The sequence below is a fragment of the Bradyrhizobium quebecense genome (genome assembly GCF_013373795.3).
In the GTDB taxonomy this organism is placed as follows: domain Bacteria; phylum Pseudomonadota; class Alphaproteobacteria; order Rhizobiales; family Xanthobacteraceae; genus Bradyrhizobium; species Bradyrhizobium quebecense.
The window spans coordinates 63,893-77,963 of the sequence record NZ_CP088023.1 but is presented as its reverse complement, the minus strand read 5'-3'; the positions used below and the strand labels follow the sequence as shown (position 1 = coordinate 77,963).

The 14,071-nt window shown below is 60.7% G+C and carries 11 protein-coding genes and 6 pseudogenes; 12 read left to right on the top strand and 5 right to left on the bottom strand.

Annotated features, from left to right (window positions below):
• Positions 1-28: 28 nt before the first annotated feature.
• Positions 29-1,066, bottom strand: a pseudogene (locus HU230_RS41770) (IS3 family transposase); the annotation flags it as partial.
• On the opposite strand from HU230_RS41770, the pseudogene HU230_RS41765 reads away from it, so the two are divergent.
• The 9 genes and pseudogenes from HU230_RS41765 to tnpC (HU230_RS41725) all read left to right on the top strand — a co-directional run.
• Positions 1,063-1,575, top strand: a pseudogene (locus HU230_RS41765) (transposase); the annotation flags it as partial. The pseudogenes HU230_RS41770 and HU230_RS41765 overlap by 4 nt on opposite strands.
• Before the next feature lie 29 nt (positions 1,576-1,604).
• Positions 1,605-2,000, top strand: a complete 396-nt coding sequence (tnpA, locus tag HU230_RS41760) for an IS66-like element accessory protein TnpA (RefSeq protein WP_166202956.1) — start codon at positions 1,605-1,607, stop codon at positions 1,998-2,000.
• The gene (gene tnpB / locus HU230_RS41755; protein WP_166294299.1) at positions 1,997-2,215 is read left to right on the top strand and encodes an IS66 family insertion sequence element accessory protein TnpB; all 219 of its coding nucleotides are present in this window, start codon (positions 1,997-1,999) and stop codon (positions 2,213-2,215) included. Before tnpA (HU230_RS41760) ends, tnpB (HU230_RS41755) begins: the two co-directional genes overlap by 4 nt.
• Before the next feature lie 561 nt (positions 2,216-2,776).
• Positions 2,777-4,003, top strand: coding sequence for a group II intron reverse transcriptase/maturase (gene ltrA, locus HU230_RS41750; RefSeq protein WP_176535508.1), 1,227 nt, complete (start codon positions 2,777-2,779; stop codon positions 4,001-4,003).
• A 33-nt stretch (positions 4,004-4,036) separates the two neighbouring features.
• A complete protein-coding gene (gene tnpB / locus HU230_RS41745; RefSeq protein ID WP_176535441.1) occupies positions 4,037-4,231 on the top strand; it encodes an IS66 family insertion sequence element accessory protein TnpB in 195 nt (64 codons plus the stop codon).
• 46 nt (positions 4,232-4,277) lie between these two features.
• A pseudogene (gene tnpC / locus HU230_RS41740) lies at positions 4,278-5,817 on the top strand (IS66 family transposase); the annotation flags it as partial.
• Between the two features lie 138 nt (positions 5,818-5,955).
• The gene (tnpA, locus tag HU230_RS44325) at positions 5,956-6,357 is read left to right on the top strand and encodes an IS66-like element accessory protein TnpA (RefSeq protein WP_166202958.1); all 402 of its coding nucleotides are present in this window, start codon (positions 5,956-5,958) and stop codon (positions 6,355-6,357) included.
• Positions 6,354-6,704, top strand: a complete 351-nt coding sequence (gene tnpB / locus HU230_RS41730) for an IS66 family insertion sequence element accessory protein TnpB (protein WP_166202960.1) — start codon at positions 6,354-6,356, stop codon at positions 6,702-6,704. The genes tnpA (HU230_RS44325) and tnpB (HU230_RS41730) overlap by 4 nt, the downstream gene beginning before the upstream one ends.
• Positions 6,705-6,803: 99 nt before the next feature.
• A complete protein-coding gene (gene tnpC / locus HU230_RS41725; protein WP_176535507.1) occupies positions 6,804-8,387 on the top strand; it encodes an IS66 family transposase in 1,584 nt (527 codons plus the stop codon).
• Here the strand turns inward: tnpC (HU230_RS41725) and HU230_RS41720 are convergent, their stop codons facing one another.
• A complete protein-coding gene (locus HU230_RS41720) occupies positions 8,388-8,825 on the bottom strand; it encodes a hypothetical protein (RefSeq protein WP_166202962.1) in 438 nt (145 codons plus the stop codon). It abuts the gene before it with no gap.
• A 136-nt stretch (positions 8,826-8,961) separates the two neighbouring features.
• Between HU230_RS41720 and HU230_RS41715 the strand changes: the two are divergent.
• From HU230_RS41715 to HU230_RS41705, 3 pseudogenes are all read left to right on the top strand, one after another.
• Positions 8,962-9,111 (top strand): annotated as a pseudogene (locus HU230_RS41715) (transposase domain-containing protein); the annotation flags it as partial.
• Positions 9,112-9,195: 84 nt separating this feature from the next.
• Positions 9,196-9,765, top strand: a pseudogene (locus tag HU230_RS41710) (transposase); the annotation flags it as partial.
• A gap of 1,699 nt (positions 9,766-11,464) precedes the next feature.
• Positions 11,465-11,946 (top strand): annotated as a pseudogene (locus HU230_RS41705) (transposase); the annotation flags it as partial.
• A 25-nt stretch (positions 11,947-11,971) separates the two neighbouring features.
• Here HU230_RS41705 and HU230_RS41700 read toward each other — a convergent pair.
• From HU230_RS41700 to HU230_RS41690, 3 genes are read right to left on the bottom strand one after another with little or no spacing between them, the layout of a single operon-like run.
• Positions 11,972-12,616: a UPF0149 family protein gene (locus HU230_RS41700; RefSeq protein WP_224943706.1), complete on the bottom strand. Its 645-nt coding sequence runs from the start codon at positions 12,614-12,616 to the stop codon at positions 11,972-11,974.
• On the bottom strand, positions 12,613-13,755 hold the full coding sequence (gene tnpC / locus HU230_RS41695; protein WP_176535439.1) for an IS66 family transposase: 1,143 nt from the start codon (positions 13,753-13,755) through the stop codon (positions 12,613-12,615). Before tnpC (HU230_RS41695) ends, HU230_RS41700 begins: the two co-directional genes overlap by 4 nt.
• Positions 13,712-14,014 (bottom strand): hypothetical protein, encoded by a 303-nt coding sequence (locus HU230_RS41690; RefSeq protein WP_176535437.1) that lies wholly within the window; start codon positions 14,012-14,014, stop codon positions 13,712-13,714. The genes tnpC (HU230_RS41695) and HU230_RS41690 overlap by 44 nt, the downstream gene beginning before the upstream one ends.
• Positions 14,015-14,071 lie beyond the last annotated feature (57 nt).

The window sequence follows — 14,071 nt, the reverse complement described above, 5'->3', positions numbered from 1 at the left end:
AGAGCAACGACAAAATCGTCGGCGACGGTCATGCGGCCATCACCATCGCGTGCGTGCCAAAGTAGGCCTCGTCGGGGGTGCGTTCGTCAAGGCTCGAGTGCGGGCGTCCCTGATTGTAGAACGCCAGATATCTGGAGATTGATGCTCGCGCCTCGGACACGCTGTCGTAGGCGCGCAGGTAGACTTCCTCGTATTTGACCGTGCGCCAGAGCCGCTCGACGAACACGTTGTCGCGCCAGGCGCCCTTGCCGTCCATGCTGATCGCAATCTTTGCGTCCGGCAGCACACTGGTGAAGTCGAGGCTGGTGAACTGGCTGCCCTGATCCGTGTTGAACATCTCGGGCCTGCCGTGCTTCGCCAGCGCCTCCTGGAGCGCTTCGACGCAGAACACCGTCTCCATCGTGATCGATACGCGATGGGCCAGGACCCGCCGGCTGAACACATCGACGACCGCGGCGAGGTAGACGAAGCCACGCCGCATCGGAATGTAGCTGATGTCCATGGCCCAGACCTGGTTCGGCCGCACGATCTTCAATCCGCGCAACAAATACGGGTAGATCTTGTGGCCCGGCCCGGGCTTGCTCGTATTCGGCCGACGATAGATCGCCTCGATCCCCATGCGCTTCATCAGCGTCGCGACGTGGCGGCGGCCAATCTGCGCGCCCTCACGCCGCAACAGCGATCGCAGCATGCGCCCCCCTGCGAAGGGATAATCGAGGTGCAGCTCATCGAGCCGGCGCATCAAGACAAGTCCTCGGCCGAAACCGGCCGAGGTTCATAGTAAACCGTACTGCGGGCAAGGTTCAGGACCTTCGCCTGGCGCACGACAGACAGATCATGGTCGCGGTCGATCATCGCTTTGCGCTCAGCAGGCCCGCCTTGGTGAGCGCGCCGGACAAAAAATCGTTCTCCAACGCAAGCTCGCCGATCTTGGCATGTAACGCTTCAAATCGACCGGCGCCTCGGCCGGTCCGTTGTCCTGCCCAAACACTCCGGCGGCGCCTTCCAGAAGCTGGGTCTTCCAGGTCGTGATCTGGTTCGGATGAACATCAAACTGTTGCGCCAGGGGGCGTGATGCTTCTTGCGATGGCCGAGCGACGTCTCGGTTTGGCCAACAATTTGGCCCGGGTGTTCCCGGATCGGCGCGATCCGACGCGGGTCGTGCACAGCCTTGTCGATATGTTTCGCGCTCGCATGTTCGCGATCTGCTGCGGCTACGAGGACGCCGATGACCTCGATCATCTGCGGTCCGATCCCGCATTCAAGCTGGCCTGTGGACGGCTACCAGACAGCGGTCGCGATCTGTGTTCCCAACCGACGCTGTCGCGGCTGGAGAATGCTCCCCGCCTGCGCGACGTGATCCGCCTGACCTACACCCTGGTCGATGCATGGATGGATAGCTATCGGTGCGAGCCCGCATCCGTCACGCTCGACATTGACGACACCTGCGATGTCGTCCACGGCCATCAGCAACTCTCGCTGTTCAACGCTCATTATGACGAACGCTGCTTCCTGCCGATCCACGTCTACGACACGGAGAAGAGCCGTATCCGTCCGAGGGCGGCCGTCTTGCGAGTTTTTCCGATCTGTAGCTGACTGTCCTTATGGACGGACATAAGGACAGTGCGGTGCTGAGCCGCATGGATTTGGTGGAGACCGGTCGGCGGCGACGCTGGACGCGTGCGGAGAAGCTCAGAATCGTAGAGGAGAGCTTCTCGGGGCCACGACTGGTGTCGGCGACGGCTCGCCGGTATGGGATATCACGTCAGCTTCTGCTGAGCTGGCGCAAGGCTTGGACCTGTCATGATCCGGCCGAAGAGGATTCGATCGGCCCGACATTCGTCCCTGCGATAGTTGCGGCAAGTACGCCGCCAACGACGGAAGCTGTCGAGACAGGTCAGATCGAAATCGTGAGCCCTCAGGGGCTGCGCGTGGTCTTCGGCCCCGGTGCGGATATCGAGGCGGTCGTTCGAATTGCTCGGGGCCTGGCGCGCCGATGATCCCGATCCCGACGGGCGTGCGGGTGTGGCTGGCGACGGGCCATACCGACATGCGGTGCGGCTTTCCGAGTCTGGCTCTGCGCGTGCAGGAAGTGCTCAAGCGCGACGCCATGGGCGGCGGTCTTTTCTGCTTCCGGGGCAAACGCGGTGATCTATTGAAGGTCATTTGGCACGGTGTGCTGCAGAGCATGAAGGAGGTGAATAACCGAATTTAATGCGTACAGCTTTATGAGAGATGGAGGATGGCCCTCCTGCATCGGCGTTTCAGGCGCAGATGCAAAACCACGACACTGTGGCTTCGCTTAAAAGGCGCGGTCATGAGCAAGTGTTGCAAAAGTCCCGGGTTTACGGGGCAGGTAAGTATCCAGAAGGCGAGCGAAAGCGAATCTTCCGATGACGCGTCGAAAAATATTTAGACGTCGCCAAAATCAGGGGCGCGTGCCATCCCTGAGATCAATCCGTGAGACGCCTGGATTACTGCGCGGATGGCGACCGGCGTTTAGGGGACGCGATCTGGATACAGGCTCTTGTAGAGAACTGCAGGAACCAGTCGTTGTGATGCCAAGGGAGAAGTTCAAGCGGCGCACACCGCGAGACGAGAGTACCGAAGCACAACACTGGGGCGGATCGGCTCGTAGTAGTGATGAAGGTGCTGTAATGGAACTGGAGCGAAGGGGCCGAAACAAGTGGGTTGCGCCCATATGCAACTGTGATGAGCAGGAGGACATGTGAGTGTAACCGGACGCAAGCAGTACGATATCGACAAGCAGACAGTGATGAAGGCCTACAAACTGGTCAAAGCCAATGCGGGCGCGGCCGGCGTGGATAAGGTGTCGCTCGAAGCATTTGAGAAGGACTTGAAGGGCAACCTTTACAAGGTCTGGAATCGCATGTCTTCTGGCAGCTACTTTCCACCTGCCGTTCGGGCTGTCCCCATTCCCAAGAGGAACGGCGGACAACGCATTCTAGGTGTGCCGACAGTAGCAGATCGCGTGGCGCAGACGGTCGTCAAGCTGCAGATTGAACGAGCACTCGAGGAAATCTTCCTTCCCGATTCCTACGGCTACCGGCCCGGAAAATCCGCGCTGGACGCCGTCGGCGTCACCCGGCAACGGTGCTGGAAGATGAACTGGGTGCTGGAGTTCGACATCAAAGGCCTGTTCGACAATATCAGCCACAAGTTGCTTATGAAGGCCGTCAGGAAGCATGTGCAAGACGAATGGGCTCTGCTCTACATCGAACGCTGGCTAACAGCGCCGATGCAAGACAGAGACGGAGCGATCACCGCTCGCGACCGGGGCACACCCCAAGGCGGCGTGATCAGTCCCGTCCTTGCCAATTTGTTCTTGCATTATGCGTTCGATACATGGATGGCGCGGAACTTCCCGCAGTCGCCGTGGTGTCGATACGCGGACGACGGGCTCGTTCATTGCCGAACCAAGGCTGAAGCGGAAGCCATCAAGGCGGCGCTGCAAGCAAGGTTTAAGGAATGCGAACTCGAAATGCATCCCGACAAGACCAAGTTCGTCTACTGCAAAGACAGCAACCGCCCGGGTAGCCATGCCAGTCAGTCATTTGACTTTCTGGGATTTACCTTTCGACCGCGCAGGGCAAGAAACCATCAGAAGAAAGAAAACTTCTGTACGTTCTCGCCAGCGGTCAGCAGGGCGGCGATGAAGTCTATGCGTATGACGATCCGGCAGCTCCGGCTCAGGCTTCGCTCGCAGACGGAAGTCGACGCAATTGCCTTGGAACTGAATCCCGTCCTTCGTGGATGGATGCAGTACTACGGCAGATATGGGCGGTCTGAAATGCACAACCTGTATCGATACGTCGACGAATCTCTTAACCGCTGGGCGCGACGCAAATACAAAGGGCTGAAGAATGGAAAAGTCAGAGCCTCCACCTGGCTCAGATTGATCCGCTGCCGCAGGCCGAAGCTGTTCGCTCATTGGGCGATGTTGAGTTCTGCTTCGTTACTTGTTGAGAGCCGTATGACGTGAGAGCGTCACGTACGGTTCGGAGAGCGGCTCCGGGTGCAACTCCCGGGGCCGACTCACCATGGCCAGGGCGCCTGCTTGTTCACCAAAAGACTCGAGAGAGGCAGGTTCATCTGGCCATCGGTTGCTGGTGAATCGGTAACGATCTCTCCGGCGCAGTTGAGCTATCTGTTGTCCGGGATCGATTGGCGCAACCCTCAAGAAACCCAGCGTCCGACGCGGGTCGGATAGTCGTTTTACGGTTTGAATCTGCTGCTCGATCTGATTCAATGGCTCCATGATATCGAAGCCGGATGATCTTCCATCGGACCTTGTCAGTGCCCTGGCGGCGCTGCAGGCCGAGCGTGAGGCGCGACAGAAAGCCGAGGCGAAGGCCGCCAACTGGCAGGCGCAAGCCGCGAATGCGCAGGCGAAACTGTCGGATACCGAGGCGCTGATCGCTCATCTCGAGTTGCGCATCGAGAAGCTGAAACGCGAACTGCACGGGCAGCGATCCGAGCGCTCGGCACGGCTGCTCGAGCAGTTGGAGTTGGAGCTCGAAGAACTCGTCACCACGGCGAGCGAGGATGAGCTTGCCGCACAGGCCGCAGCGGCGAAGACGCAGAACGTCCGCCCCTTCATGCGCAAGCGGCCGGTGCGCAAGCCATGGCCTGACGATATCGAACGCGAGCGCGTCGTCATTGAGACTCCAACGACCTGCGCCTGCTGCGGTGGATCGCGGCTGGCGAAGATCGGTGAGGATGTGACCAAGACGCTGGAGGAGATCCCGCGCCGCTTCAAGCTTCAAGCTGATCGAGACGGTACGCGAGAAGTTCACCTGCCGCGATTGCGAGAAGATCAGCCAGCCGCCCGCGCCGTTCCATGCCACGCCGCGCGGCTTCATCGGCCCACAATTGCTGGCGACGATCCTGTTCGACAAGTTCGGCATGCATATCCCGCTCAACCGCCAGAGTGCGCGCTTTAAGGCCGAGGGGATCGACCTGCCGTTGTCGACGCTGGCCGACCAGGTCGGCCACGGGACCTTCGCCGTCATGCCGCTCTTCCACTTGATCGAACGCCACGTGCTCGCTGCCGAGCGCCTTCATGGCGACGACACCACCATCCGTATTCTGGCGAAGGGCAAGTGCACGACCGGGCGGATCTGGACTTATGTGCGGGATGACCGGCCGTTCGCCGGGCCTGCGCCGCCGGCAGCGGTCTATTACGCCTCGAGCGACCGACGAGGCGAGCATCCACAGAGACATCTGGCCGCCTTCGCCGGCATCTTGCAGGCGGATTGCTACAGCGGCTTCGAGCCGCTGTTCGACCCGCAGAAGAAGGCGCTGCCGATTACGCCGGCGTTTTGCGTGGCCCATGCGCGGCGGGGCTTCTTCGAGCTGGCTGATATCGAGAAAAATGCTCGGGAAGGCAAGAAAGGCAAACCGGTCTCCCCGATCGCGCTGGAGGCTGTCAGACGCCTCGATACGTTGTTCGAGATCGAGCGCGCCATCAACGGCCGCGGTGCCGGCGAGCGGCGTGCCGCTCGCCAGGAACAGAGTAAGTCACTTCTCGAGGACATGCATGCCTGGCTGCTCCGCGAGCGCGAAACCCTCTCGCGTTCCTCCGAGGTCCTGAAGCCGATTAACTACATGCTCAGGCGCTGGGACGGCTTCGCCCGCTTCCTCGACGACGGCAGGATCTGCTTGACCAACAATTGCGCTGAGCGCGCATTGAGAGGCATCGCCTTGGGAAGGCGCAACTGGACCTTCGCCGGCAGCCAGCGCGGCGCCGACCGTGCCGCCATCATGCTGACGATGATCACGACCTGTCGCCTCAACGTGAGCGTCATGCGGAGACCACGCGCTGAGGGTTGATCTGGTCGGCTAGGAAGATCTCGCGGAATGGTTTGTCGCGAGGTCACAATGTCAAAGGATAGTCGTAAGGATAGTCGTAAGGATAGCGATAAGGATAGGCATATGCCTATCCTCGAACACGGCGCCGACACGCTGCAGCGTGTCGAGATCATCACCGGGACGGGCCGACGTCGGCGCTGGTCGACCGATGCGAAGGCGGCGATTGTTGCGGAGAGTTTTGCGCCGGGTGCAAGCGTGTCCGCAGTGGCGCGGCGACACGACATCAGTCCAAGCCTGTTGTTTCTCTGGCGTCGCCAGGCTACGCGGGCGCAGGTCGCGGAGCGCGGGGACAGAGGCATGCCACCTGGCTTTGTGCCGGTCGCGATCACCGGCTGTGGGCGCCCGAGTGAGGAGCAGGCGGCGATCGAGATCGAGGTCGGCGCGATTCGCATCCGTGTCAGGGGGACAGTGGACCGGGAGGCACTGTGCGAGGTGCTGGCGGCGGTCGGGACGGTTGGTCGATGATCGGGCTTCGAGCTGGGTTGTCGATCTGGATTGCGACGCAGCCGGTCGATTTCCGCCGCGGCATGGACTCGCTGGCGATGCTGGTGAGCGAGGCCTTTGGAGCCGATCCGTTCGACGGCGGACTTTATGTCTTCCGCTCCAAGCGCCGAGATCGCGTGAAGATCCTGACTTGGGATGGAAGCGGCCTTGTCCTTTACTACAAAAGAATCGAGGGGCAGTTCACCTGGCCGCCGATCAAGGAAGGCGTCATGTCGCTATCTCATGCTCAGCTCTCGGTGCTGCTCGATGGCTCGGACTGGAAGCGTGTGCCGATGCGAGTTGTGGATCAGCCGATGCGAGCTGGTTGATCATTATCAAGAGTCGTTCGTCACTCATGCGGAGTTGTTGTAGAATCGCTCTGCATGAGTGATTTGCCTTCCGATCCAGCATTGCTCCGACAAGCCGTGATGACGCTATCGTCACGGCTTGCGGCGTTGTCGGAGGAATGCAGCACGCTGGCGACCGAGCGTGATGCAGCGATCGCCCAACGCGACGCTGCGATCCAGGAGAACGACAAGCTCCTGATAATCCTGTCCCAGTACAAGCGCACGATCTTCGGTCCGCGCTCCGAGACACTGGATATCGGACAGCTGTCTCTCTTCACCATCAGGGCACAGGCGGTTCGTGCCGCCGCCAACGACGACGTGACCGGAGGCAGGCTGCCTGACGGAGCGGAGGGCCGTGGAAAGCGACCGGCGCGACGCAACCGGGGGAAGCTTCCAGAGCATTTGCCGCGCATCGATGTCGTGATCGATATCGAGAGCCACATCTGCCCTTGCTGCGGCGAGCAGCTGCACAAGATCGGGGAGACCGTCAAGGAAGCCTTCGACGTCATTCCGATGCAGTACCGGGTCAAGCGCATCATGCGTCCACGGTACGGCTGCCGGGGATGCCGCCAGGGTGTTCTGCAGGCACCCGCGCCGGCCCAGGCGATCGACGGTGGAATGGTGACGGAAGCCTTGCTGGCCCACGTCGCGGTGATGAAATACGGCTACCAGCTGCCGCTGTATCGCCAGGAACAGATGTTTGCCGCCCAAGGCATCACGCTCGACCGGCAAACGCTGGCCTCGTGGATGGGCCGCGTCGCCTGGTGGCTGAAGCCGCTTCACGCGCTGTTGCGCCGCGCAGTGATGTCCTACCCGCGGCTGTTTGCCGACGAGACGCCGCTGCCAGTTCTCGATCCCGGCCGTGGCAGAACCAAAGTCTGCCAGTTCTGGGCGATCGCCACCGACGACCGCCCGTGGGGCGGCCCGGCGCCGCCGGCAGTAGTCTACGTGTTCGCCGAGGATCGCAAGGCAATCCGCGCCAGGCAGCTGTTTGGAGACTACGACGGCATCCTGCAGGTCGACGGCTACGCCGGGTACAAGGGGCTGATTAAAAACGGCGGCCGTCTGGTACAACTGGCGTTCTGCTTCGCGCATGCGCGGCGGAAGTTCTGGGACGTCCACATCGCGACGAAATCGCCGATTGCCGCGGAAGCGCTGCGGCGGATCGTGATGTTCTACGCCATTGAGGATCGCATTCGCGGTTTGCCGGCGACGCAGCGAGCTGCGGTGCGACAATCCGACACCAGACCGCTGATCGAGGACTTCAAGCCCTGGCTCGAGGCGCGACTGCTGGAAGTCTCGAAGAAATCCGGCCTTGGCAAGGCGATCCGCTACACCCTCAACCATTGGGATGGCCTGACGCGATTCATCGATGATGGGCGCATCGAGATCGACAGCAATACGGTCGAACGCAGCATCAAGCCGATCGGGCTGGGAAAGAAAAACTATCTGTTCGCAGGCAGTGAGGGCGGCGCCGAAACCTGGGCCACTCTCGCATCACTCATCAACTCCGCAAAGCTTCACGACATCGACCCACGGCACTATCTTACTGATGTTCTCGAGCGCATCGTCTCCGGACGTACCAAGATCAATCAGCTGAACACGCTGCTGCCGTGGAATTGGAAAGCCGAGCGCGATGGTTCGGAGCCAAAGCTCGCCGCTTGATCAGTTCGACGGCACGGCGTCGGGAACTTCCTGCGCATCGCTGGCGTCGTCGTAGATCTCTTCGCGGATCACGCGCAGCGTTACCTCGTGCAGATACACTTGCAGAGCACCCTCCAGCTCGGTGAACTCGGGCAGCAGGACTCTATCAACGAAGCCCCGTGACGCACGGACCATCACCGTGTTACGTCGCTGTCGGCGATAACGAAACGGCCGCAGCCCATATCGGCGGCAAAGCGCCAGAAACAGGTGCCGAGACCACTGGTCGGGAAGTGAGAATTGCTGTTCGATCGGTGGATCGTGGCGAGCAAGTTCCTCGACCCGGGCCCGCACCCGCTGCAGCGCGGCTTCCGCTGCAAGGCGCTCACCAGCAGTTCCGGCCCCCACGAACAACGCCTCGATCTTCCGAAGCTTCTCGCGCAGCTGCGACTCGCTGGTCATTCTGATCCCCGTTGCCCGCTCCGAACCGGGATCAACCCATCACCGCGCGCCGGCGGCGTCAATCATCCCGACCGCGCTATCCAGAGCATTCCGCGCAAGTCAAGCCCAGGCACCCGTGATCCTCTCGTGACGCTCACGCCTCAACGACGTCGATCCCAAGGCCTGGCTCGCCGACGTCCTGGCCCGTATCGCCGATCATCCCGCATCGCGTCTGCACGAGCTCTTGCCCTGGGAATGGAAGCTCCTGCGCCAGGCCGACAAGCCAGCCAATCAGCAGGCCGCCTGACCTTCACCCTTCACCCAATGCCATCATAGACCTCGCCGTGCCCGCGCGCATGCGTCAATCAGGCGGCCTCCGTCGTATGCGTACGGTACCAAGCCTCTCGCCAGAAAAGTCGACGAGGTCGCCGACAACATTCGCACGCGACGCGCCATCGAGAACCTGCCTGTTCTGCGCGGCTATACCGAGACGCGCCACAAGGCAAAGTCCTGGGATCACGAACGGCGCACTGTCGCCCGTATTGAGGCGACGATGCTCGGCCTCGACATCCGCTTCGTCGTCACCAGCCTCGATGTCGGCTCGGCCGAGTGGATCTACGACAGCCTGTATTGCGCGCGCGGCCAAGCCGAAAATCTGATCAAGCTGCATAAGACGCAGCTCGCCTCCGATCGCACCAGTTGCCGTTCGGCGCTCGCCAACCAGGTCCGTCTCGTTCTCCACACCGCCGCTTATTGGTTGATGCTTACCGTGCGCGGCGCCATTCCCAAAGTCCGCGAATTGGCCACTGCCGAGTTCGCGACGCTGCGTCTTCGTCTCTTGAAAATCGCAGCCCGGGTCGTCGAAACCGCGAGCCGCATTCGCCTTGCGTTCGCCGCGGCATGCCCCGAAGCCGACCTCTTCCGCAGCTTGCCCGGCGCGCTGCTCCCGCTCGGCCCGTAACCGACCGGGCCTGCGCCCGCTCACCCGCCCCACTCCTCCAACGCGTACAAAACAGCTTGATGTAGAACCCGGTGACAAAAGGCCGGACGGTCACCCACGCCAGCCGCCAGCCCCCGTCAGACGTCAAGAACGACCGTGCTCTCGTGAATAGATCGGGTTAGGTTCTCTCCCCTCTAACATCACAAAAACGCGACATGGTGCTTGCGATATGGTTGGCAGCTGGCGCGCTCGTGGCGCTGCTCAGGGGCCTTAATATGATAGCCGGTGCCCTAGCCTTTCTCGCGATCTGTTTTGCCACGTAGCGTAAACACTTCTCGAAGCACGATCAAGGCTCTCTCCACTTCTCTCTCAAAGCTGCCTCAGACGGCCTGGCGCGTATTTGTGGTCTTGGCATTTCAGCCCCTTTTACTTGTTTAATTTTTCTTTAGTTTGTAAGCGTTTGTTGTTGTTCTCGTTATTTCTGCTTTTGCACTCCCGACGTCATGTTGTTGTACTGTTCACTGAATTCAATTAAAAGCCAGGCAATTTTGTACGTCTGAGTCATTTTGAGATGAATAGATAAGCATTATTGTTAAACGCGATTCTCGCTTGATTTAATTGCGTTTTCTTTCAAACATAATCATCTCGCGAGCAACCCAGCCGAGGGTATAAATACAGGATGGATCAGGTCCTTCCAGCACCGCAAAAAGCACCACCGCAATAATCAAACACAAACGATCATTTTATTAATTGGCCTCGACTTATTTTCAAAGAGACTATTACAGAGAACCCGCCGCTATGACGGGCCGCCAAATACAGCTTCAAGACCCCCTAAAGGGGCAAACAAAAACATGCAAAACAATACACACAACACCACAATAAGCGCCCAGGCCAATATACGGCGACTTCGATCATTCGTTTTTCCCACGCCCCCATGCTACCACCTCGATCTCACTGGACCGGTCCGGGTCGCCCTTGACAGCGATGAACCACTCGCGCCCCCCCTCGTCCGTAGCAACTGGGCGACCGCCTCTGACCCAAGTTCCGAAAAAACGTCGACCGGACACGGTCGTTTGAGCGTCAGTCTCCGTCCCATAATAGTATGTAAGCGTAACATTGGCTTCATTCTCTGGGCCTTCATAATTTATCCTAGCGTTCTCAAGAGCGTTCCTAAGGTTGGTGGTCACAGTATGGCTGGTGAACTTCCATGTGAAACGTTCCGGCATCCTGAAACGAGATATTTAACTCTGTTTGTGATGAAAGAAGAAGTAGTGTTGTGAGATAGCAAGGATATGAATGTTATAAATAGATGACCGCTGAGGCCTTTCAAGCCTCGCAAAAAATTGCGTGCCGTTTTGGGCAAGCGAAAGAGAATAATAATGACTTTTCGGCTCTCAGCGGGAACCGAGAATATTTGGGACAACGACAGAAAATGGCGTGCTCGTCACCACCATCTTCAAAGGACGTCTTTTCGAGTGACCCGAATGCTTGAACCGTTGAGGGGAAATTTTGGTGAGGCCAAAGTGGCTGTTGGAAAATGACAGAAAATGAACATTCAGCCCCTAGAGTTATTCTTATTGGACCACGCTTTGCTCTCAACAGCTCGCACCAGATGATGCTTTGAGAGCGACGTTCAAATGGCTTTTCGCATAAGGCATGACCTGCCCCTAAGAATTTCCTCCAGAAGGATTTAGAGTCCGCCCTGACGAAGGACGGACAGATGAAGCGGAAGCGGTTCACGGAAGAGCAGATCATAGCGGTTCTGAAGGAGCACGAGGCCGGCGCGAAGACGGCCGATCTGGCTCGCAAGCACGGTATCTCGGAGGCGACGCTCTACAATTGGAAGGCCAAGTTCGGCGGCATGGACGTCTCCGAGGCCAAGCGGCTCAAGGCCCTCGAGGACGAGAATGCCAAGCTGAAGAAGCTGCTGGCCGAGCAGATGCTTGATGCAGCAGCGCTGCGGGAACTGCTTTCAAAAAAATGGTAGGGCCCGCCGCCAAGCGCGCCGCAGCGGCGCATCTGCAGGCCACGTTCGGCCTGTCGGAACGGCGGGCCTGCTCGATCGTGGGGGCGGATCGGACGATGGTGCGCTATCGGTCGCGGCGCCCGCCTGACGCCGAGCTTCGGGTCAGGCTGCGCGAGCTTGCCAACGAACGGCGGCGGTTCGGCTATCGTCGACTGTTCATCCGTAAACGGTGCGAGAGGGCCACGACTTGGCGCGGATGGCCTACGCACCGCGCTTGAAGCGTATAGGCATCCAGAACTGCCGCAGGGCCTCAACGGCTACGGGAATGTCGCGCCGGACGTTTTGAGCGACGGGCAGCGTTCCCAGCGTGTGCCGGGCCGGGGGTAGCAAGGGCCGACCGGCGTCGTCGATGCAATGGACCAAGATCGGCCGCAGCATAAGGTGTTCGGTTCCGTTCGGGGAGAGAAGCCGCGACCAGACGAGAAGCCGAAGCTTCATGACGGCGTAGAAGCCCATGCACCAGGGCTGCGGGTCGACTTCGCCGTCCGGTGATCGCACGAACAGCGGCTCGAAGCTCTCCGGTCCTGTCGACAGCGTCTCGCTGATTGCGTTGTGGCGCATCAGCGTGGCGGCGATCGCCGAGAACTCCTCGGTGTCGTGATTGAAGGCGTCGGGATCTACGCCGAGGAGCGGGCACACCCATTCCTCGGACGCCATCGAGACCGGCCCGGCAACGACCGCGGCCACCGCGCCGTCGAGCATGGAGAGCGACGTCGCCCGCGGATGCCGAAGCGTCGGCGACCTGGCGCGCTCGCTGATCCATTGCCCGAGCCGTTCGAACGACATGGCATAGTCCGCCATCGTCGTCTTGGCCCGTTTTCCTCGCCGTTGCTTCGGCTTCGTCATGCCACGGCCCGCTTTTCGGCTTCGCGTGCGGCCTTCCAGCTCCAGGCCAGAAGTTCGTGCAGCTGGTTGGTCTTCGTGGCGCCGCTCACCATGCGATCGAGAACGTCGATGAGATACGCCTCGGGGTCGAGACCATTCAATTTCGCTGTGTTAAGAAGCGAAGCGAGTATCGCCCAAGTCTCGCCCCCGCCTTCGTCACCACTGAACAACGAGTTCTTTTTTCCGATCGCAATGGGCCTGATCGATCGCTCGACCGTGTTGGTGTCCGGCTCGAGCCGCCCGTCATCCAGGAACGCCGTCAGGCCCTGCCAGCGTTCGAGCATGTAGTCGATCGCCTTGATGAGCGTCGAGCGGCGGGAGATCCCGTCCTTCACCGCGATCAGACGGATCCTCAACGCTTCCATCAGCGGCTTCGTCTCGGCCTGTCGCGTCGCGCGGCGTTCCCCGGCGTCGAGACCGCGGATCCTCTCCTCGATCGCGTAGACGGCCGCAATGCGCTCGATGACCTCCGCGGCGAAGGGTGAGTTCGTCGTCTTGTGCACCCTCACGAAGTTGCGGCGCGCGTGAACGAGACAATACGCCAGCTGGATCTGGCCCGACATCTTCGCATCGCCCGCCAGCGAGGCGTAGGCGGCATAGCCGTCGACTTGCAGCACGCCTTCGAAGCCGGCCAACTGCGCCACGATCTCCTTCTTGCCGCGACCACCTGCGAACACGTAGGCGACCGCCGGCGGCGCCGGCCCCTTCCACGCCCGATCGTCCGTCGCGTGCGCCCAGAACTGGCAGATCCTCGTGCGGCCGCGTCCCGGATCGAGCACTGGCATCGGCGTCTCGTCGCAGAACAGCCGCTCGAAGCCGTGCATAGTCTTCAGTTGCAGATCGTAGAGGCCCCTGACCAGCCACGCCGCGCTCCCCATCCAGCGCGCCAGCGTCTGACGGTCGACGACGACACCCTGACCCGCCAGGATCTGCGTCTGGCGGTAGAGCGTCGATTGCCAGGCATATTTGGCCGCGGCGATATGCGCGATCAGCGCCGTCGTCGCCATGCCGCCCTCGACGAGCCGCGCCGGTGCCGGGGCCTGGACAATCGCGCCCTCACAGGAGCGGCAGGCGTATTTTGGACGGATCGTGCGGAGCACACGCAGCCACCCGATCGAGCGCTTCGCTGCTCTCCTCGCCGATCCGATGCATCTGACCCGTGCAGCACGGGCACCGCGTGGACGCCGGCTCGATCACCCGCTCGATCCGGGGCAGATGCGCCGGCAGTGCGCCGATGTTGCGCCTCGCTTTGCGCCGCTTCGGTCTCGGCGCGTCCGGTTTGTCGTCATTGGCCGGGAGCTGTGAGCCGGCGGTCGGTTCCAGATCAAACGCGATCTGTTCGGCGCAGACAGTGATCACCTCGATCCGTTGATAGGAGGCGGCATCATGCCTGTCTTGATGTCTGTCTTGATGCAT